Below are 20,974 nucleotides of genomic sequence, written 5' to 3'. Positions count from 1 at the left end.
TTTTTGTTTGTGCTACTGTTAATAACAGTGTTGTAATCTTGCAGGAAACTGGCACGCTAAGAGAGAAAGAGAGACTAGAGATTATATTAGGAGTGATAAGATGCAGACGAAGATCAGCCTGGAAGGCGAATGGAAGTTGCAATTGGATAAGACAAAACAAGGACTGGCAATGCCTTTTGCTGATGTCATCTCTCTTCCGGGCACAACGTCACACGCCCTTAAGGGACCGAAGAACGGGGATATACTTGTAGACGCTCTCACAGATGAGTACCTGTTTGAAGGGCAGGCCTGGTATTCAAAAGACTTCGAAATTCCGGTAGCGCTTACCGGTAAAACATGTATGCTTCATCTGGAACGGACAAGACTTACCACGGTCTGGCTGGATGGTCTGGAGATCGGCAACCGTGACAGCCTGAATACCCCTCATGTGTACGGCCTCGGACAGCTCCGCTCAGGTAATCACACTCTCACTATCCGGGTTGACAATACGGATTATCCGACAAAGGGCGGACATTTAACATCGAAGGATACCCAGACCAACTGGAATGGGATTACCGGACGTATTGAACTTCAATTTTACAGCGAATCCTATTTGAGCGGCATTCGTCTTGATCCGGATGTATCCGCGCGATCCGTACGAATCACAGCCACCCTTGAAGGCGCGGATACGGGCGTGATCAAAGTATCAGCCGTTAGTTTCAATAGTAAGACTGCTCAAACTAGAGCCGTACAGGAGTACAACATCTCACGCGGGGAGTTTTCAATCAGCTACGGCCTGGGGCCGGATGCATTACTTTGGAGCGACTCCGAACCCAATCTCTATAAGATAAGCATTGACCTGAGCGGCACAGGAGAAGAGGCTTCTGATCAACATGAGCTGATTTTTGGACTCCGGGAATTCAAGACCGGCGGCGACAAATTTACGATTAACGGACAAAAAACCTTTCTCCGCGGCAAGCATGACGGTCTGATTTTTCCATTAACCGGATACGCCCCGACTGATCTGGAGGAATGGCTCAGAATACTTGGCATCTCGAAGTCCTACGGTATTAATCATTACCGTTTTCATACTTGTTGCCCGCCGGAGGCAGCCTTTGCCGCAGCAGACATGCTCGGTATCTACATGGAGCCGGAGCTGCCGTTCTGGGGAACGATCACAGAAGAAACGGATGAAGGCCATAATCAAGCCGAGCAAGACTATCTGATCAGCGAAGGATATGCCATTCTACGGACATTTGGCAACCATCCTTCCTTCGTAATGATGTCGCTCGGCAACGAACTGTGGGGCAGCAGAACCAAGATTGATTCCTTTTTGAAAGACTATCAGGCATTCGACGATAGACATCTGTATACGCAGGGCTCCAACAACCATCAGTTTGTTCCGGAAGTCTTGAAGCATGAAGATTTCTTCTGTGGTGTGCGGTTTTCCAAAGACCGGCTGTTCAGAGGCTCTTATGCGATGTGTGATGCTCCCCTGGGACATGTTCAGACGGATGTTCCTGGCACCATGAAGGATTATGATGAGCAATTCGTACCGCCCGCTGTGGGGAACGGAGAAGAAGCAACAGCGGCAACGGGGGATACCATTCAAATCCAGTACGGCACTGAAGCCAAGACCGTGCAGATCGGAGACGCATCCAGTGAATGGATTCCGCGAATTCCGGTAGTCTCCCATGAGATTGGTCAATATGCGACTTATCCGAATTATGCAGAAATCAGTAAATATACAGGCTCTCTCAAAGCCGGAAATTTTGAAATCTTCCGCGGCCGGCTGGAGGACAATGGACTGGGCCATCTCGCGGCGAAATATTTTGAATGCTCTGGACAGCTGGCAGTGGCCTGCTACATAGAGGAGCTTGAGGCTGCGTTCCGTACCCGAAGACTTGCGGGATTCCAGCTTCTGGATCTGCAGGATTTCAGTGGCCAGGGAACGGCGCTGGTAGGGGTACTCGATGCCTTCATGGATTCCAAGGGACTTGTTTCCGCTGAGGAATGGCGTACTTTCTGCAGTGATGCAGTCCTGTTGGCAAGATTTCCGAAGTATAACTATGTCTCCGGGGAACATTTCGAAGCTCATGTTGAGCTGTCCTGGTACCGGAACGGGGCACCGGATATCCTTGTACTGAAATGGGAGTTGAATACAGAAGAGGGAACACTGGCGGCAGGCAGTTCAGAAGCAGGGGTACCGGCTGGTTCAAATTACATTGATATCTGTGATTTATCCATCACTCTTCCTGAGGTCGTGCAGATGACCCAAGCCGTTCTTTCCTTGTGGATACCGGGTACTGATATCCGCAAGAGCTATGATGTGTGGATATATCCGGAAAACTGCAGCGGAGTGCTGGACGGTGTACATATTTTCCAGGAGCTATCACCGGAAGCACTAGCCCTGCTGGACCAAGGCCAGAATGTGCTGCTCATGCCAAAGCCGGGGTTGCTCCAAAATGCTGTTGAAGGTTTTTATTGTACGGATTTCTGGTGTTATCCCATGTTCCGATCAATCTCCGAGAGTATGAACAAGCCTGAACCCGTGGGTACAATGGGTCTGCTGATTGACAACAGGCATCCTGTGTTCCGTGATTTCCCGTGTGAAGAATATTCCACTTACCCTTGGTGGAACATCATTCAGAACTCGAAGTCCATCATCCTGGATGGATTCGACCGTTCGTGGAGTCCTATTGTGCAGACCATCGACAACTTTGAGCGTAATCATAAGCTAGGCTTCTTGCTGGAGTGCAGCGTCGGGGCAGGTAATCTCCTGATCTGTGCACTTGACGCGGACAAAGTAAGCGGCACACCTGAGGGCAGACAGTTCTTATCCAGCTTGACGCATTACATGAAATCCGCAGATTTCAAGCCGCAGTACCGTGCGGAGGGTTCTCAGCTTCAGCAACTGATTCAGTAAGAAAGCAACCGGGGTGTTCCCATATGCCATAATTGGCAGCGCGGGATACCCCGGTTTTTTGAGCAGGATCAATACTTGGTGTGATGACCGGGCAGATTAGCAATACGTAAGAAACAACCCGAGTTGAATTATGCTAAAATGTAGGTAATTTAGATTTTAAATATCCCTAATGGACAAAGGAGAATTTGATAATGAGAAAACTCGTTCTATTCCTGCACGCATCGCTTGACGGTTTTGTAGAAGGGCCTAAGGGTGAAATGGACATTGGCTGGGTTTCCTACGATGCTGATTTGGAGAAACACGCGAAAGAAATTCTAAGTACTGCCGACACTGTTATATGGGGACGCGGGACTTATCAGATGATGAACAGTTACTGGCCATCTGTGCCTTCGAATCCATCAGCTTCGCAGCATGAACTGAATCATGCCGAGTGGATTGAAAAGACAGCCAAAATCGTTTTTTCCACAACACTGGAGAAAGTCGAATGGAACAATTCCAGACTGGTAAAAGAAAATGTCGGGGAAGAGATCAAGAACCTCAAAGAGCAGCCAGGCAAGGATATGGTCATCCTCGGCAGTCCTAGGTTCGCACACTACCTTATGCAGCTTGATTTAATAGATGAGTATAAGATTACAGTTTCTCCCGTCCTGATTGGCAGCGGGTTACCGTTATTCCAAGGCCTAAAGGAGAAGATCGATCTTAAACTTATCGAAAACAAGACATTTGATTCTGGAGCCATAGGTCTCGTTTACCAGACGGTTAGATGACCGTTGTCTGGTCTCATCCATAGCTTCGGCGGTTAGTGCAGGAAATATCTTCTTGTCTACTTTTCCATAGATTATTGATAAGGTGGAGAGAGTATGGACTAAGAGGTGATGTATGATCATGAATAGAAAACACTGTTTATTCTGTGATGAGATGGTCCCGGTGAAGCCTGAAGGTGAATATGACAGATATGAAGGTTGTTCTTGTTCACCAGGCGGGTTCTATGACTTGCTGAGGGACAGCTACGAAGCTATTCATTCACTCCCGCACCAAAAGAAACGCGATATGCTTCATATCGTATCAGCTTATATCCGTGAAATGACCGATTGTGGTGTACAGGTTACACTATCCAGTGACGATTTAGAATCCATAACAAATTCCCCGAAAATCCCTGTGACTATTGAGGACAAAGGGAACCGGTTCAATCAATATTTGTACAGGCATTCCGAAGGCCCGGGAGAACCGGTTGTCATTCAGCCACTCTCCAGCAGCTATAACCTGACGTATTCTCCCAACCTGCAAGAGCTGGTATATATCCTTGATAAACTGATCGGCGAGCAGCTGCTCATCCGGGAAGGCATGACCTTTAAGCTTACAGACAAGGGATGGAGCGAGGCCGCAGCAATCGCTGGGGGAAAGAAATTAAAGCCATGCTTCGTCCTCATTCCAGATGATGAGGATCAGCGCATAGAGTGGCTGGAAATGCTGTTGCCGAAAATCGAGCAGTTCGGTTATATGCCGCGCTTGCTTCGTGATGAAAAAGCCCAGAATCAGGACAACTATTCCCTTGAGCGTATCCGGGACAGCAAATTGATGATCGCGGACTTGACCAGTCATTCTCCAGCGGTGTATTTTACAGCAGGATACGCGCTTGGGCTGAAGATCCCGGTGATCTGGACCGTGCACAGCAGTGAAGCCGGTAAACTGTGGGTACAAGTCAAAGATATCCGTCCAATCGTCTATGATACCGCTGAAGAACTGGCCATAATCCTGCAGCAGAGGTTGAGTTATGACCGGACAGTTGAGTTTCAGGACACGGGCCGGTAAATGTAGAGGTTTCGGGAGATATAAATAAAGACTTCAGTGAGAAATCGCTCCTTTGTAGAGATGGTTGGGTGTCCCCTCCATTTATCAATAGGGCGGTTTTTTTGCTGTGTAACCAAAAAGATTTCTACCCGTATTAGGGTTATGATTAGGATGCTCATAAAAAATTTAAGCAGAGGTAATGAATGCATATGAATGAGAAGATTACAGATCAGGGTGAGACGGTGTACAGGGTGGCGGAGCTTAAGGCAGCTCAGTATTTTGCATCCCTTAATATACAGGTTATGGACAAAACGTATATCCCTGCTTTGACCAAAGATATTCAGTTGTGGAAACGGAACCATGTTCATAAAATTTCGTGGCTGTCTTTTTTTTCGCGGGGGAAGAAAAGTGCGGATTCCCGGGACTATGATAAATATATAGCATGGCTGAATGATAACGGTAAGTTAGATGACTACTTGGATCGAAGCATTTCCTATATTTATATGAGAGACTTAGGGAAAGCGCTTGACGATCCCCGCACAAAGGCACGAATTCAGCGGGTAGTCACCGACACGAAGAATCACTTGGTTCCTTCCGATGCAACCGTAAGGGGGAGCCGTCCCGAATCCATCAGCGTAGCCGGATTTTTCCGATGGGCCCAGAAGGAAGGTATAGAAACCACGGCCATTTGGCTGATAGAGAAACTTAAAAATGTCGCCACTCATATCCCGAAGGAAATGGATGCCGATCAAGCCGAACGCAAACTAATCAAAATCATTGTCGGGGTCGTCCTGCATGTGGTAGAAGATATGGATGAGAATACAACGTCCGCAGAACGTACCCGAAGACTGGATGAAGCCATTCGGATTGGCTATTCCTATGGTTTGACGTATCCTTTTATTGACGATCTTCTGGATTCTAAGGTTTTAACAGCTCCGGAGAAAGAACAATATTCCAGCATGATACGAACCGCACTTCTAACTGGGGGTGTGCCGGAGCTTAACGAGTGGCCCGGAATGAACATGGAGATCATTCAATATGTCCATGCAGAGCTAACGAATGCGTTCGAATATATCAAGAGTCTTCAGAAGCCAGAGACAGAGACAACCTTTTTTGAGCAATCTTATGTGTTCTTTCATTCCCAGGATATAGACCGCAATAAGGAGCTCTCTAATTCGGGATACAGCAACGAGGAGCTCTATATCCCTATCATTATAAAATCCTCATCCTCCCGGTTAATTGTCCGTTCCGTAATTGGCGCACAAGCAGATGAAGGGTTTGATGAGCGGACCTTTTATTATGGTATCTACAATCAGCTGGCTGACGATTTTGCGGATATGTTTGACGATATGAAGGATGGAGCGGTAACCCCATATACCTACTATTTGAAATACCGGCATGAGCGTTCGGATCTGATCAACCCCTATGAATTATACTGGACGGTCATCTGCCATCTGATCCATAATGTATATCACTCCGACCCGAAGACCCTTGAGGTCATTCTGGACCGTGCAATTAACGGACTCAAACGCTGTAAAGCACGCATCGGCACAGAAAAGTATAATGAGATCATGGAGATTTTCGCCTCCGGGAATCCGGAATTCAATCAGCTCGTGCAGCAAATGGTTCGGAAAGCAGATCAAGTGGATTTCTTCGACAAGCTGCTGCGGGACCAGATCAATACCGATTTGAAGAATAACCGGAAGGAAAAAGAAGATTTTCAGCGTACCGTTCACACGGTGAGGGATCAAATTAACGAATTGCTGAAGATTCCCAGGCCGGACGGAATTCCTCCGATGAAGGAATCGCTGATTGAGGCTGCAAATTATAGTCTGACCGGAGACGGGAAGCGGATTCGGCCTATTTTGACCTGGGTCCTCGGGGTCGAAGTGTATGGACTTCAGCCTGCTGCAATTGAGCCGCTGCTCCGATCATTGGAATTCATGCATACCGCATCTTTGATCTTTGATGATCTGCCTTCCCAGGATAATGCATCAACCCGCAGAGGACGGCCAACCTTGCATCAGGTGCATAATAGCGCCACAGCAGAATTAACGGGTCTCTATCTGATTCAGAAGGCCATTCAAGAACAAGCGTCGCTGAAGGCTTTCAATCCGGAAACCGTGCTGGCGCTGATGCGATATTCGGCGGAAAAGGCAGAGGACATGTGCATGGGGCAAGTCATGGATTTGCAATCCAAAGGTATCCCATTAACTCTGGAGCAGTTGAATATGATGTGTTTTTATAAAACGGGGTTGGCGTTTGAAGCCTCTCTGGTGATGCCAGCCATTCTTGCTGAGGTGCAGCCTGCGGAAATCACTGCCTTGAAGACATTCGCCTATCATGCAGGCATTGCCTTTCAGATCAAAGATGATTTGCTTGATTTGGAGGGGGATCATCAGTTGCTTGGCAAAAACACCCGTATGGATGTGGAGAATAATAATTCAACCTTTGTATCTATACTTGGTCCGGAAGCTGCCAGAATCGAGATGTGGGATCACTATTGCCACGCTGTGGAAGCACTGGGTGCGATTCCCCGCAAAATCACTTTTCTGAAGCATTTATTGGACTATATCATTAGCCGAAACCGCTAAAATTAAGGAAGCAGTGAGGGGTTAACATGAATAAAACCGAACGGCAGCTCGCCATTACACTTGAACTGCAGCGGAGCAAGGTGCTAAGAGCGGAAGATTTGGCTGCTCAATTCGAGACGAGCGTACGGACGATATACCGCGACATTCAGGCTCTGAGCGAAGCTGGAGTTCCGATTGTCGGTGCCCCTGGACAGGGATATTCCCTGATGGACGGGTATTTCCTGCCGCCAGTCGGCTTCACCGCTGAGGAGGCTGTGGCCCTGATCATGGGGACGGATTTCATCGAACAGAGGCTGGATTCCTTGTATGGCAGCGTGGCTAAGACGTCCCGTCGCAAAATTGAGGCGATCCTGCCAGAGCCGGTACGTTTTGAATCCACACGGGTGCGGGAAACGATGCACCTTCTTCACACCAGTGAACCAGTAACCGGAATTAAGGAAAGGGACTATCTTGGAGAAGCCAGGCGTGCCATTCTTGAGCGGCGCAAATTAAGTTTCACGTATCAGAAAACATTGCCTGAATCTGACGGAAACCGGAAGAGCAGACGTGAGGTTGCTCCCTATGGGCTGATGTTCATTCAGGGGAATTGGATTTTGATCGCACGCTGCGACCTTCGGCAGGATATCCGCCATTTCCGGTTATCACGGATGACGGAGCTTGCTATGCTGGAAGAGCCGTTTCTTGTACCGCCCGGGTTTGACCTGAGCCGTTACCGCCAAAAGGATGACCGGAACTTACAGGTGCTGGTTCGGGTGAACCCTGAGATAGCCGATAGAATCCTGGAGACCGGTAATTTCTATATGGAATCGACGGAGGAGAGTACGGACGGTCTATTATTCACCTTTCGAGTCCGGCACCCGGAGGAACTGCTGCCATATGTCCTTAGCTGGGGCGGGAATGTAGAAGTACTCGAACCGGAGTCTTTCCGCTGCCGGATCCGGGAAGAGGCCGATAAAATATTAAAACGATACTGATACCCAAAGTGACCATACGCATAATCCTATGGCCGCAATCGTGTATATTTATAGTATGAATAGATGGATTTTGAAACTTTCAAAATGTGATTGTAATCCTCCTTTTTGTTTAGTCTCCGATATAGAATGAAATTGCTGATAAACATTATCATTCAGGAGGCTAAGCAGATGAACACAGAATACAAGATTGCCAAAGATACTTATTGGGTGGGTAAAATAGACAACCGGGAGGTACCCTTTCATCGTCTGATCCTGGCGAAAGGAACCACCTATAACTCCTACCTGCTAAAAACGGGTAAACCTACAGTGATTGACACCGTAGATATGGAGTTCGGACGTGAATATGCGGAGCGTTTAAGCCAATTCATAGACCCTATGGATATTGAATATATCGTAATTAACCATACCGAACCCGATCATTCCGGGGGACTGGCTGCACTTTCCTCACGGGCCCTCAATGCCACGATTGTCTGTACGGCGATCGCCGTGCCGGAGCTGCAGGAAATGTACAAGCTCCACAACCGGAATTTCCTGGTTGTAAATGACGGGGATACACTGGATATCGGCGGCAAAACCTTGCTGTTCAAGGAGACACCGTACCTTCATACGGCTGAGACCATGATTACTTATTGTGTGGAAGATAAAATCCTCTTCCCTTGCGACATCTTCAGCACCCACGTTGCGGTGGAGAAGCTGTTCAGCGATGAAGCCGGATTCGACATCACGGATGATTTCAAAGGCTATTACAGTGCGATTATTCACCCGCACCGCAGATATGTCAGAACGCTGATCGATGCCGTCCAAGACCTTGATATTGAGATGATTGCGCCTTCTCACGGGTTCCTGATCCGCGAAGATATCCGTAAATATATTGATCTCTACGATGAACTTAGCCGTGAAACGTCTGAAGGCAAAAAGGCTGTAATTGTCTATACCACGCTCAAGAATAACACCAAGAAAATGGCCAATATCCTGCAGGATTGCCTGAAGGCAAATCAAATTGAGACGGAAGTATGGGATGCGGACAAGAGCACAGCGGCGGATATTCTGAGCAGCATTGCCTCTGCCGATGCCGTATTCATAGGAAGCTCCACCAGATACGCTGATATGATCGGTAACCTGGAGCCCATCCTGCAGGAGATGAAGAACATGGATTTAGAGGGCAAGCTGGCAGCGGCCTTTGGCTCCTACGGCTGGAGCGGGGAAGCGATCGAAGTGATCCAGGATTATCTGAACGCTACGAACATGATTGTACAGAGTACTTCCGAAGTCATCAAAACAACAGGGATGATCCACATCGAATTCCCGATACGGGTCCGTTTCTCGCCGAAAGCGCCCGATAAGGTACAAAAAATCAAAAATGCTGCGGAATTTGTCTCTGATCTTCTGCTCAGTTCTTACTAAGGGGGGCAGATCATGAATCGACATTATCTAATTGTTGGCAGTGGAGTGGCTGCTGTTCATGCCGCCAAGGCGATCCGCGATCAGGACCCCGATACGGAGATCACCATTCTGGGTGAGGAAGAACATTTGCCCTACAACCGGATTAAGCTGACCAAAGGCTTGTTCACCGATTTGCACAGTGAAAAGGTGCTGATCAAGAAGGAAAAGTGGTATAAAGACAACCGCATCACTGTGCAAACCTCTACCCGGGTAACAAACATTCACACAGACCGGAAGCAAGTGGTAACAGCGGACGGCAAAGTTATTCATTACCATAAGCTTCTGCTCTGTATGGGGGCGAGAAACCGTATGCTCCCAGTACAAGGTGCAGAACTGAAGAATGTCCATACGATCCGGGATATGGAAGATGCTGATTCCCTGAAAGCGAGTCTCGAAGGCGGCAACCGTATTGTTACGATCGGCGGTGGTGTACAGGGTTTGGAAACGGCATGGGCCTTACATGAAGCTGGTTATGAAGTGACGGTTGTTGAAGCGGCTCCGCGGTTAATGGCCCGCCAACTGGATGTGACATCTTCCAAGATGCTTAAACACACCCTGGAACAATCCGGTGTGAACGTTATTTTGCATTCCGGTGTGACCTCGATTACGGGTGAGGAATCCGTTGCGGGAATTACGCTTGACGATGGTTCTGCCATTGCCTGTGATCATGTAGTTTATTCGATTGGGATTGTGCCGAATACCGCTCTTGTTAAGGACACACCGATTGATACCCGTTCAGGTATTGTCGTGAATGCCAACATGGAGACCAGTGCACCCCATGTCTATGCGGCCGGAGATATAGCGGAAATGAACGGGCATGTGGAAGGTTTGTGGGGAGGAGCCATGGAGCAGGGACGTATTGCCGGTAACAATATGGCGGCTGCTGAACCTGTTGCTTACCGCAAAGCTGTTCCGGTCACCTTTTTTAATGCGTTTGGAATCTCGCTTTTTTCGATTGGAGACACCGACGAAGCACGGTGTGACCAGAGTGTGTCCGCACTGGAGAACGGGGTGTATACGCAGATATTTGCGAAAGATCACACAATGACCGGAGCTGTTTCCTGGGAGGGTGCAGCGGCCTCACTGGCCTATAAATCCGCTATCGAGACAGGCTGCAGCCTGGAAGGCATTGATCTTTCCCGAAGTATTTCAGAAATTATGACGGAAGTTAAGCGTAGATTGCAAAGCTAAATCATTGAACTTAAAAAAAGAGGAGATCAACCTAATGAAAAAATATGTATGTGAGCCTTGCGGTTATATTTATGATCCGGCGTTGGGTGATCCCGATGAGGATGTGGCACCGGGCACTGCTTTTGAAGATTTGCCTGAGGATTGGGTCTGTCCGGTCTGCGGCGAGGATACCAGTCATTTTTCACCCATCTCATAAAGAATAAGATAAAGGAGAGACCCGATATGCCGGAACATTCCTGCCAAAATGCCGCAGAGCCCTGCACCCGAAAAGTACCGATCTTCGCTTCCCTTTCTGATGCGGATCTCTCCCGGGTCAGTGCGATGATTATCCACCGGAAGTACGCCAAGGGACAGCCCTTGATTCTGGAAGAACAGCCGACGGATACCTTATACATTATTCAGCAAGGGCAAGTGAAACTGTCCAAAATGACCCCGCAGGGAAAGGAACAAATCCTGCACATTTTGACAGCCGGTGATTTTTTTGGTGAGCTGAGTATCTTCAACAGCGATGAACTCAGCAACTTTAGCGCCTATGCACTGAAGGATACCAGTATCTGCATGCTGACCAAAACAGATATGGAGCTGCTGATTATGGCGAATCCGGATATCGCGTTCAAACTGCTTAGTACGGTAACCAAAAGGCTGGCCCATACCGAGAATCTGGCGCAAAGCCTTGCTACCAAGGACCCGGAAATCCGGATTGCCTATATGATTCTTGAGCTCAGTGATGTCTATGGTAAAAATCGCGGCGGCAAGATCCATATCGATCTCCCGCTGTCCCGTGAAGAGCTGGCAAATTACGTTGGTGTTACCCGAGAGACCATTAGCCGGAAATTTGCCATCTTTGAAGATCTGGGGCTGATAGAGCTGGTTGGCAATAAGCGGATGATCATCCGGAACCGGCCCTCCTTGGAGAAATACATTGACTGAACAGTAAAGAGAAAAAAGAGTGCTCCGGAATTTAGATTCTGGCGCACTCTTTTTTTATTTTGTGTGACTAGGCTTGTTCTAATTGCATGGCCGGACCAAAAAACTCATAATGGATCTGATCCTCTTTCATCCCTATCGCCAGCAGTTCACGGATCATGGCTTCCATGAAAGGAACCGGCCCGCATACATAGGCATCACCAGCAGGATCAACGTACGACGCTAATGCTTCACGAGTGATTTGGCCGTCCGGGCCGCTTGAATAAAAGGTTTTATATTTGATATTGCTCATGTTCAGCGCATGCTTCTCGATATCATGACCAAAAGCGGCAAGCGATTCATTGCGTGCTGCATGCAGGAATACAGTAGGGCGCTCGGGCGATGACACTGCAACCGTTTCGAGCATGCTCATCATAGGCGTGATTCCAACACCGCCGGAGATAAAAGCCACCGGTGTGGTTTTTGTAGTATCCAGCAGGAATTCTCCGGCAGGTGCACTTACTTCCACAGTGTCTCCTTCGTTTACCTGCTTATGGAGGTAGACAGAGACAACACCATTCGGATCATTGTCTGCTTCCCGTTTCACCGAGATGCGGAACTCGTCCGGCTTCGAGGCTTGAGAGAGGCTATATTGGCGGATCATGGTGTATTTTTCACCCGGAATCAGAACACGAACAGAGATGTACTGCCCTGGTTTGAACTCTGGTATGCCTGATCCGTCAGCTGGCTGCAGATAGAAAGAAGTTATGCTGTCGCTTTCCTGTACTTTGCGGACGACGGTAAACGGTTTGAAGAAGTTCCACCCGTTCTCTTGCTCGCGCGCTTCCTTGTACATGTTCGCTTCAACCCCAATGAAGGCAGCTGCAATCACACCGTAAGCTTCTTCCCAAGCCTTCAGGATCTCATCGGTTGCCGCGTCTCCAAGTACTTCCTTGATGGCTTTCAGCAAAAATTCACCGACAATCGGGTACTGCTCCGGCTTAATACCAAGACTGACATGCTTGTGGGCGATCTGGACGACTGCCGGCAAAATGTTCTCCAGGTTGTCAATGTGAACTGCAGCTGCGTATACTGCATTTGCAAGGGCAGTCTGTTGCCGGCCTTGTGCCTGATTGGCATGATTAAATACATTTAAAAGCTCAGGGTGGGCCGCAAAGAGATTCCGGTAGAACACCGTAGTTATGGCTGTTCCATGTTCCGCTAAGACAGGGGCTGTGGATTTGACGATTTCACGTGTTTGTGTGGATAAAATGACCGTTCACTCCTCTCATTATTACAAATTTAATATATACTCTTTTGTTTTTAAAAGATATATTTAAAATACCACTTTAACAAAATGGACACTATTTGTGGTATCATTTGCAACAAAGATCACATACTTCATTTAAAGGACGGCGGAATCAATGCGGCTTACCATGTACACTGATTTTTCATTGCGTATCCTCATGTATCTCGTGGCTAAAGAGCAAAGCGAGCTTTCGACCATCCAAGACATCTCTGACGCTTATCATATATCCAAGAATCACTTAATGAAGGTGTCCCATGAGCTCGGACAAGCAGGATATATCGAAGCGGTAAGAGGCCGAGGAGGGGGAATACGCCTGGCCAAACGGCCAGAACTGATAAACATCGGTGAAGTTGTGCGCCGGATGGAGGACGATTTTCACCTTGTGGAATGCTTTAACCCTGCCGGCAACAGCTGCCCGATTACCCCGGTGTGCGGATTAAAAGGTGTGCTCGGCAGAGCACTGGCTGCCTATTTACAGGTGCTTAGTGAATATACGCTTGCAGATTTGCTGCTGAACAAGCATGATCTTCAGGCAATCTTTCATAAAGAAGTTGAACATAACCCACATGGAATCCGGTACGAATAGCATTTATTGAGAGGGCTCCTCCAGCAGCAGCCTTTCCTCATCCCTGCTGTGAATGGCATTCACTACGATAAGAGCATGAAACTGCTGAAGCACCTCCGGTGTGAGTCCATCTTCGTCAAGCATGGATTTGATATCTGCAATGATCATCCGGAGCAGCTCATGATCACGTGTCAGCTTGGTTACTGCATGCTGCAAACCGGGATTATTCATTGCCATCTCCGGGTAGAATCCCTCTTCCTCTGCTTCGGCATGACTCAGTATCCTCGTTTCCCAATATTCTACGAGGTGATCGGCTGCTTGACGCGCAACTTCGAATTCCCGTGCCTCAAGCAGGTTCTCGACTTCTTCAGTTTTAGCTATTGCACCGGACAGTCCGCCTTGATGTATGGCATGATGGGCGTGTAATTGGCGTAATGAAGGTCCTACCATTGTATATCCTCCCCCATTTTTTTCTCAGTATAACATAGAAGACCGCTGTGAAATTTCCGGTTAGGACATCCCCTTTATAAAAAGAGGGAATTCCCTAACTACAGTTGGTATAGCATACATTCCCATAACCTTATCAAAGCTCTCCTACTCCAAAGGAGGGCTTTTGACTTTTTGCGGAATCAAGGGATTTCCCGCGGGACTATAGGACATTCCCTAATGGGAACTCCGGCCGGGGGCCTCCATAATGGAGGTATTCGAATGAATAGTGAGTCGGACTCTTCCATGTCCTTCATTCTGCAAAGGAGTGTTTGTAAGCGATGAAGAAAAAATTCGGCTTGAACTTTTTTAAGCCTGTTGAAAGCTATTCCGGGAAGTGGTCCATTCTGGAGGAAAAGAATAGGGATTGGGAAGATATGTACCGCCAGCGCTGGTCCCATGATAAAGTGGTCCGCACCACGCATGGAGTGAACTGTACGGGCTCCTGCAGCTGGAAGGTTTTCGTGAAGAACGGCATTATTACCTGGGAGAATCAACAGATTGACTATCCGTCCTGCGGACCTGATATGCCGGAGTTCGAACCCCGGGGCTGCCCCAGAGGCGCAACCTTTTCCTGGTATGAATATAGTCCGCTTCGGGTGAAATACCCCTATATGAGAGGGAAACTGTGGCGGCTGTGGAAGGCAGCACTTCAGGAGCATGACAACCCCGTGGATGCTTGGGCAAGTATCGTGGAAGACCCGGAGAAAGCGGATCTCTATAAAAAAGCCCGGGGGAAAGGCGGTCATATCCGGGTTGCATGGGACGATGCGCTTCGTCTGATATCGGCACAGCTAATCTATACCATACGAAAATATGGGCCTGACCGGATTGCCGGTTTTACTCCGATTCCGGCGATGTCGATGGTCAGCTATGCTTCGGGTGCGCGGTTCATCTCGCTCATTGGCGGACAAATGCTCAGCTTTTACGACTGGTATGCTGATCTGCCTCCGGCTTCACCGCAAATTTGGGGCGAGCAGACGGATGTACCTGAATCCTCAGATTGGTATAATGCCGGCTATTTGATCATGTGGGGCTCGAATGTACCGTTAACCCGGACACCAGATGCTCACTTCATGACCGAGGTCCGGTATAAAGGAACCAAAGTGGTATCCGTAGCACCGGATTTGGCGGAGAACGTCAAATTTGCTGATAACTGGCTCGCACCTAATCCAGGTACCGATGCTGCATTGGCACAGGCAATGACTCATGTGATTTTGAAGGAATTCTATAATGAACGTAAAGAACCTATGTTCATGGATTATGCCAAGCAGTTTACGGACATGCCCTTCATCATCCTCCTGGACCCTCATGAGCAATCCTTAAAGGGCGGCCGTTTCCTGCGTGCCAGCGATCTCGGTGATTCTTCTCCACATGCAGACTGGAAACCTGTAATCTATGATTCGGGTTCCGGGGAGCTGATTGTGCCTAACGGTACGATGGGGCAGCGCTGGGAGACGGATAAGAAATGGAATCTGATTCTCGAACGGGAGGACGGAACGACGATTGACCCTGCGTTATCTGTCGATGGTCATGCCGAGCAGTGGGTAGAAATTGTATTCCCTTACTTCGATCAAGCGGGGAATGGTACATTCAGTCGGATGATTCCGGCAATAAAAATACGGCTTGCTGACGGAACGGAACGGTACGGCGCAACCGTGTATGATCTGATGATGAGTCAATACGGGATCAGCAGGATAGAGAGTCTTCACAGCGCCAAGGATTATGACGATAGCGCTTCGCACTATACCCCTGCATGGCAGGAGAACATTACAGGTGTGAAATCCAGTGTCGTGGTCCAGATTGCCCGAGAATTTGCCCAGAACGCCATCGATACCGGCGGACGCTCCATGATCATCATGGGTGCCGGGATTAATCACTGGTTCAATAGCGACACCATCTACCGCTCCATATTGAACCTTGTGGTCCTTACGGCGTCCCAAGGAGTAAATGGCGGCGGCTGGGCGCATTATGTCGGTCAAGAAAAATGCCGCCCGATCGAGGGATGGTCTACCATCGCCTTCGCGAAGGATTGGCAGGGCATATCCCGGCAGCAGAATGCTACGTCGTTCTTCTATTTTGCGACAGAACAATGGCGTTACGAAGAGAGTGGTACCGATTCGCTCAAGTCACCGACAGCAGGAGAGGTAGCCTACCAGCACCCCGCTGATTACAATGTACTTGCGGCAAGGCTGGGCTGGCTGCCATCCTTCCCGCAGTTTAATAAAAATAGTCTCTTGTTCGCGGAAGAAGCTGCTCAGCAGGGGAAGAAATCCAACGCTGAGATTATCAATCATACGCTGGAGGAGATCAAATCACGGACGACCCGTTTTGCCGTGGAAGATCCGGGCGCACCGGAGAACTTCCCGCGAACCTTGTTTATTTGGCGCTCGAATCTGATATCCAGCTCCGCGAAAGGACAGGAATACTTCATGAAGCATCTGCTCGGCGCATCGGATGGCCTGCTTGCCCGGCCGAATGAAGAGCAGAAGCCTGAAGAAATCGTCTGGCGGGAGGATGTAGAAGGCAAGCTGGATCTAATGGTCGCGCTGGATTTCCGGATGACGACAACGCCGCTGTATGCAGATATCGTTCTTCCGGCAGCAACCTGGTATGAGAAGACGGATTTATCATCTACGGATATGCATCCATTTGTTCATCCGTTTAATCCTGCGGTCAATCCGCTGTGGGAATCCCGTTCGGATTGGGATATATACCGCCAGCTCTCGGAAGTTTTCTCGGAAATGGCGAAATCAGAGCTGCCGGGTGTCTATAAGGATCTGGTTGCCACACCGCTTGCTCATGATTCCATCAGTGAGATATCACAGCCGATGGGTTTGGTCAAAGATTGGGCCAAGGGTGAAGTGGAAGCTATTCCTGGTAAAACAATGCCGAATCTGAGTATTGTGGAACGGGATTATACCAAGATCCATGATAAATACATTTCACTCGGACCTAATCTGATCACCGGCAAAGCAGGCGCACATGGCATCAGCTTCTCCGTGGCTGAGGAATATGAAGAGCTGAAGCGTCTGAACGGAGTTTTTTATGATGATTCGATCAAAGACGGCTTGCCCAAAATTCAAACCGCACGCCAGGTAGCGGACACGATTCTTCATCTGTCATCCGCAACCAATGGCCGGGTGTCCCAGAAAGCCTACGCACAAGCGGAGAAGGATTCCGGCGTAGTGTTAAGGGATATCTCAGCCGACCGGGCTGCAGAAAAAATTACTTTCCATAGCATCACTGCACAGCCACGGGAAGTGATTCCTACACCGGTATTCAGCGGCTCTAACAAGCAAGGGCGCCGATATTCGCCGTTCACCACCAATATTGAACGTCTTGTCCCGTTCCGGACATTGACAGGCAGACAGCATTTCTACATTGACCACGAGATCTTCCAGCAGTTTGGAGAAGCGCTGCCAATCTATAAACCGACTTTGCCTCCTATGGTATTTGGACCACGCGATAAAGAAGTGAAGGGCGGGCAGGATGCGCTTGTCCTCCGGTACTTAACGCCGCACGGCAAGTGGAATATTCACTCGACCTACCAGGACAACCAGCATATGCTGACCCTGTTCCGCGGGGGGCCAACGGTGTGGATCAATAACGAGGACGCCGATCAGCACGGTATAGCCGATAATGATTGGCTGGAGGTCTATAACCGGAACGGCGTAGTCACTGCCCGTGCCGTAGTCAGCCACCGGATGCCTAGAGGCACCATGTTCATGTATCACGCGCAAGACAAGCATATTCAAGTTCCCGGCTCCGAGATCACAGATACGCGTGGCGGCAGTCATAATGCTCCCACCCGAATTCATCTTAAGCCCACCCAGATGGTTGGGGGTTACGCACAGCTCAGCTATGGTTTCAACTACTATGGTCCAATCGGCAACCAGCGTGATGTATACGTAGCGGTGCGAAAAATGAAGGAGGTTAACTGGCTTGAAGATTAAAGCGCAAGTGGCAATGGTGATGAATCTGGATAAGTGCATCGGCTGTCATACCTGCAGCGTGACCTGCAAAACGACCTGGACAAACCGCAAAGGTGCGGAATATATGTGGTTTAACAACGTGGAGACGAAGCCGGGCATCGGATATCCGAAACGCTGGGAAGACCAGGAACTCTACAAGGGGGGCTGGCAGCTCCGTAAAGGCAAGCTTGAGCTGAAATCGGGCAACAAGTTGTCCAAGATTGCGCTCGGAAAGATATTTTATAACCCGGACATGCCGGAAATGAAGGATTATTATGAACCCTGGACTTACAATTATGAGCATCTGACGGAAGCGGGGGAACAAAAGCATTCCCCTGTGGCGCGCGCCCATTCAGCAGTAACAGGCGAGAAGATGGACCTGGAGTGGGGGCCGAACTGGGAGGATGATCTGGCCGGCGCCCACGTGACCGGACCTCTTGATCCGAACATCCAGAAGATCGAAGAGGAGATCAAATTCAACTTTGAACAGTCGTTTATGATCTATCTGCCGCGCCTCTGTGAACATTGCCTCAACCCCAGCTGTGTCGCCTCTTGTCCATCGGGTGCGATGTATAAACGGGAGGAGGACGGCATTGTTCTGGTGGATCAGGAGGCCTGCCGGGGCTGGAGATATTGCATGACAGGCTGCCCTTATAAAAAAGTATATTTCAACTGGCAAACCAACAAAGCGGAAAAATGCACCTTTTGCTTCCCGCGTGTGGAGGCCGGCCTGCCAACAGTATGCTCAGAGACCTGTACCGGACGTATCCGCTATCTTGGCGTACTGCTCTACGACGCAGACAAAGTGCTGGAGGCTGCTTCGACACCGGATGAGAAAGATCTGTACAAAGCTCAATGTGATTTGTTTATGAATCCTCATGATCCTGAAGTCATTGCCCAGGCCAGAAAAGACGGGATCTCAGAAGATTGGCTGGAAGCCTCCCAGAATTCGCCGGTCTACAAGCTCGCCATTGAGCACAAGCTCGCGTTCCCGCTGCACCCGGAATACCGGACCCTGCCGATGGTATGGTATGTACCTCCGCTCAGCCCGATTATGAACTACTTTGAAGGGAAGGATTCTCTGAAGAATCCGGACATGATCTTTCCGGCGATCGAGGAAATGCGGACACCGATTCAGTATTTGGCCAATATGCTGACTGCTGGTGACACGCAGACTGTAAAAGAAGCTCTGCAGCGGATGGCTATGATGCGCTCCTATATGCGTGCCAAGTCAGCCAATCTACCCTTCGATCCGAGCCGTCTTGAGAGTGTAGGCCTGACCGCACAGCAGACGGAACAGATGTACCGTCTTTTGGCTATTGCCAAATATGAGGACCGCTTCGTGATTCCGACTTCGCATAAGGAACAAACCATGAATCCTTACCGTGCCCAAGGCTCAGCAGGTTACGGTAACCGGATGGGAGATATGGGTTCCTTCGGGTCATCAGGGTCGGGATGTGATGGCTGTGGTCCGTCACATACTGCCGGTTCGGAGTCGAAGACTGCGAAGGAAATCTACGAAGAGAACTTCTACGGAGGGATTTGGCGTGATTGACTTAACGAAGCTGTATACATTCAAGCCTTCTTTCGGGTACTATGCCCTGCAGCTGATGTATCCGGAAAAGCAGGATTTTCAACAGTCTTTTCAGGATGAAGCGTTCGAAGTGGGGCATCCGGCTTACAATCATGTGCAAAGGTATGGGTCGCTCATGCAGTGCTACAGTTTGGATGAAATCCAGGAACGGTATGCTGCAACATTTGATTTTCAGCGGGACTGTGCACTTTATATGACCTATTTTAAGTTTGAGGATGCCAAGGAGCGCGGTCAAATCCTGGCGAAACTGAAAATGCTGTATGAAATGTACGGTCTTGAAATGCCGGAAGGGGAGCTGCCGGATTATTTGCCGCTCATGTGTGAATTTCTATATGCAGCTGAATGGCGTAATGATCCCCGGGCACCCGAGAATTTCCGGATGCTGATTGCGGTTCTTGAGGATGGAACGTACCACTTGCTCCAGGCGCTGGACAAAAATGAAAGCCCGTATTTTCATCTGGTGAAGGGCCTTCGGGAAACACTCAAAGCTTGCATCGAACAGGAGGCTTTCAGTCAATGAATATGTTCGATCAATTCTTATGGGTCATAATTCCATACATTTGCTTAGTTATTTTTATTGTCGGGCATATTTACCGTTACCGGAGAGACCAGTTCAATTGGACGGCCAAATCCAGTGAGTTCATCGAGAAGAAACAGTTGAAATATGGGAGTATTCTCTTTCATCTTGGAATAATTCCGGTTATATTCGGGCATATCGGCGGCCTAGTTGTTCCAAAATCATGGATGGAGGCTGTGGGTGTAAGTGAACACACGTATCACATTGGGGCTGTATATATCGGTGGGATTTTTGGAATAGCCACCCTTGCCGGGATGCTGATTCTTACCTCGCGCCGGTTTACGCTCAAGAATGTCCGGCGGCTTAGCAGCGCATCTGATTTGATTGTAAATTCTCTGCTCTTGTTCATTGTATTTATGGGCATGTACTCCACCCTTGTTACCAATGCCGTACAGCCTCAATTTGATTACCGGGAGACCATTTCCGTATGGTTCCGCGGCTTGTTCATGTTCAGACCCGATCCTTCGTTAATGACAACTGTGCCGCTTTCTTTTAAAATTCACGTCTTATCGGGTTTTGCCATCTTCGCATTTTGGCCCTTTACCCGGCTTGTTCATGTATGGAGTGTTCCGTTGAATTATGTAGGCAGAAGTTATATTCTATACAGAAGACATAAATCAAATTAAAGGAAAGTAAGTGAGCACTTCTTTCCCTGTTCAAATAGG

16 protein-coding genes are annotated in these 20,974 nt (G+C 48.8%); 14 read left to right on the top strand and 2 right to left on the bottom strand.

Annotation, left to right across the window (positions count from 1 at the left end):
* Nucleotides 1–100 precede the first annotated feature (100 nt).
* The 9 genes from A3842_RS14595 (at nucleotide 101) to A3842_RS14555 (ending at nucleotide 11,828) form a co-directional block, all read left to right on the top strand.
* On the top strand, nucleotides 101–2,905 hold the full coding sequence (locus A3842_RS14595; protein WP_074101883.1) for a glycoside hydrolase family 2 protein: 2,805 nt from the start codon (nucleotides 101–103) through the stop codon (nucleotides 2,903–2,905).
* Nucleotides 2,906–3,096: 191 nt separating this feature from the next.
* Nucleotides 3,097–3,672, top strand: a complete 576-nt coding sequence (locus A3842_RS14590) for a dihydrofolate reductase family protein (protein ID WP_074101882.1) — start codon at nucleotides 3,097–3,099, stop codon at nucleotides 3,670–3,672.
* 118 nt (nucleotides 3,673–3,790) lie between these two features.
* Entirely contained in the window at nucleotides 3,791–4,717 is a 927-nt protein-coding gene (locus tag A3842_RS14585; protein ID WP_074101908.1) for a hypothetical protein, read from the top strand.
* A gap of 188 nt (nucleotides 4,718–4,905) precedes the next feature.
* Complete coding sequence (locus A3842_RS14580) at nucleotides 4,906–7,290, top strand: polyprenyl synthetase family protein (protein ID WP_083609592.1); 2,385 nt, start codon at nucleotides 4,906–4,908, stop codon at nucleotides 7,288–7,290.
* Between the two features lie 26 nt (nucleotides 7,291–7,316).
* Nucleotides 7,317–8,264 carry a helix-turn-helix transcriptional regulator gene (locus A3842_RS14575; protein WP_074101880.1) on the top strand — a complete coding sequence of 316 codons (948 nt, stop codon included), beginning with the start codon at nucleotides 7,317–7,319 and terminating at the stop codon, nucleotides 8,262–8,264.
* A gap of 168 nt (nucleotides 8,265–8,432) precedes the next feature.
* Nucleotides 8,433–9,668 (top strand): FprA family A-type flavoprotein, encoded by a 1,236-nt coding sequence (locus tag A3842_RS14570; RefSeq protein WP_074101879.1) that lies wholly within the window; start codon nucleotides 8,433–8,435, stop codon nucleotides 9,666–9,668.
* A gap of 12 nt (nucleotides 9,669–9,680) precedes the next feature.
* Nucleotides 9,681–10,898, top strand: coding sequence for an NAD(P)/FAD-dependent oxidoreductase (locus tag A3842_RS14565; RefSeq protein WP_074101878.1), 1,218 nt, complete (start codon nucleotides 9,681–9,683; stop codon nucleotides 10,896–10,898).
* A gap of 34 nt (nucleotides 10,899–10,932) precedes the next feature.
* The gene (gene rd / locus A3842_RS14560) at nucleotides 10,933–11,094 is read left to right on the top strand and encodes a rubredoxin (RefSeq protein WP_046503928.1); all 162 of its coding nucleotides are present in this window, start codon (nucleotides 10,933–10,935) and stop codon (nucleotides 11,092–11,094) included.
* A gap of 26 nt (nucleotides 11,095–11,120) precedes the next feature.
* Complete coding sequence (locus A3842_RS14555; RefSeq protein WP_074101877.1) at nucleotides 11,121–11,828, top strand: Crp/Fnr family transcriptional regulator; 708 nt, start codon at nucleotides 11,121–11,123, stop codon at nucleotides 11,826–11,828.
* 67 nt (nucleotides 11,829–11,895) lie between these two features.
* Here A3842_RS14555 and hmpA read toward each other — a convergent pair whose 3' ends face one another.
* The gene (gene hmpA, locus A3842_RS14550; protein WP_074101876.1) at nucleotides 11,896–13,077 is read right to left on the bottom strand and encodes an NO-inducible flavohemoprotein; all 1,182 of its coding nucleotides are present in this window, start codon (nucleotides 13,075–13,077) and stop codon (nucleotides 11,896–11,898) included.
* A gap of 151 nt (nucleotides 13,078–13,228) precedes the next feature.
* Here hmpA and A3842_RS14545 point away from each other — a divergent pair, with 151 nt between their 5' ends.
* Complete coding sequence (locus tag A3842_RS14545) at nucleotides 13,229–13,699, top strand: RrF2 family transcriptional regulator (RefSeq protein ID WP_074101875.1); 471 nt, start codon at nucleotides 13,229–13,231, stop codon at nucleotides 13,697–13,699.
* 3 nt (nucleotides 13,700–13,702) lie between these two features.
* On the opposite strand, the gene A3842_RS14540 is transcribed toward A3842_RS14545, so the two are convergent.
* Nucleotides 13,703–14,128 carry a hemerythrin domain-containing protein gene (locus A3842_RS14540; protein WP_074101874.1) on the bottom strand — a complete coding sequence of 142 codons (426 nt, stop codon included), beginning with the start codon at nucleotides 14,126–14,128 and terminating at the stop codon, nucleotides 13,703–13,705.
* 317 nt (nucleotides 14,129–14,445) lie between these two features.
* On the opposite strand from A3842_RS14540, the gene A3842_RS14535 reads away from it, so the two are divergent.
* Genes A3842_RS14535 through narI form a run of 4 tightly spaced genes read left to right on the top strand, consistent with a single transcriptional unit; the run spans nucleotide 14,446 to nucleotide 20,935 of the window.
* Complete coding sequence (locus A3842_RS14535) at nucleotides 14,446–18,120, top strand: nitrate reductase subunit alpha (protein WP_074101873.1); 3,675 nt, start codon at nucleotides 14,446–14,448, stop codon at nucleotides 18,118–18,120.
* Nucleotides 18,110–19,693, top strand: coding sequence for a nitrate reductase subunit beta (gene narH, locus A3842_RS14530; protein WP_074101872.1), 1,584 nt, complete (start codon nucleotides 18,110–18,112; stop codon nucleotides 19,691–19,693). Before A3842_RS14535 ends, narH begins: the two co-directional genes overlap by 11 nt.
* A complete protein-coding gene (gene narJ, locus A3842_RS14525) occupies nucleotides 19,686–20,252 on the top strand; it encodes a nitrate reductase molybdenum cofactor assembly chaperone (protein WP_074101871.1) in 567 nt (188 codons plus the stop codon). Before narH ends, narJ begins: the two co-directional genes overlap by 8 nt.
* Nucleotides 20,249–20,935 (top strand): respiratory nitrate reductase subunit gamma, encoded by a 687-nt coding sequence (gene narI / locus A3842_RS14520; protein WP_074101870.1) that lies wholly within the window; start codon nucleotides 20,249–20,251, stop codon nucleotides 20,933–20,935. Before narJ ends, narI begins: the two co-directional genes overlap by 4 nt.
* Nucleotides 20,936–20,974 lie beyond the last annotated feature (39 nt).

The organism is Paenibacillus sp. P3E (genome assembly GCF_001909045.1).
Taxonomy (GTDB): domain Bacteria; phylum Bacillota; class Bacilli; order Paenibacillales; family Paenibacillaceae; genus Paenibacillus_AQ; species Paenibacillus_AQ helianthi.
This window is presented reverse-complemented; position numbering and strand designations above follow the sequence as displayed.

Excerpts from the sequence above, each read along its gene's own strand:
- A3842_RS14595 (WP_074101883.1), top strand. The coding sequence starts at position 101 with ATGCAGACGAAGATCAGCCTGGAAGGCGAATGGAAGTTGCAATTGGAT.
- A3842_RS14590 (WP_074101882.1), top strand. The coding sequence starts at position 3,097 with ATGAGAAAACTCGTTCTATTCCTGCACGCATCGCTTGACGGTTTTGTA.
- A3842_RS14585 (WP_074101908.1), top strand. The coding sequence starts at position 3,791 with ATGAATAGAAAACACTGTTTATTCTGTGATGAGATGGTCCCGGTGAAG.
- A3842_RS14580 (WP_083609592.1), top strand. The coding sequence starts at position 4,906 with ATGAATGAGAAGATTACAGATCAGGGTGAGACGGTGTACAGGGTGGCG.
- A3842_RS14575 (WP_074101880.1), top strand. The coding sequence starts at position 7,317 with ATGAATAAAACCGAACGGCAGCTCGCCATTACACTTGAACTGCAGCGG.
- A3842_RS14570 (WP_074101879.1), top strand. The coding sequence starts at position 8,433 with ATGAACACAGAATACAAGATTGCCAAAGATACTTATTGGGTGGGTAAA.
- A3842_RS14565 (WP_074101878.1), top strand. The coding sequence starts at position 9,681 with ATGAATCGACATTATCTAATTGTTGGCAGTGGAGTGGCTGCTGTTCAT.
- rd (WP_046503928.1), top strand. The coding sequence starts at position 10,933 with ATGAAAAAATATGTATGTGAGCCTTGCGGTTATATTTATGATCCGGCG.
- A3842_RS14555 (WP_074101877.1), top strand. The coding sequence starts at position 11,121 with ATGCCGGAACATTCCTGCCAAAATGCCGCAGAGCCCTGCACCCGAAAA.
- A3842_RS14545 (WP_074101875.1), top strand. The coding sequence starts at position 13,229 with ATGCGGCTTACCATGTACACTGATTTTTCATTGCGTATCCTCATGTAT.
- A3842_RS14540 (WP_074101874.1), bottom strand. The coding sequence starts at position 14,128 with ATGGTAGGACCTTCATTACGCCAATTACACGCCCATCATGCCATACAT.
- A3842_RS14535 (WP_074101873.1), top strand. The coding sequence starts at position 14,446 with ATGAAGAAAAAATTCGGCTTGAACTTTTTTAAGCCTGTTGAAAGCTAT.
- narI (WP_074101870.1), top strand. The coding sequence starts at position 20,249 with ATGAATATGTTCGATCAATTCTTATGGGTCATAATTCCATACATTTGC.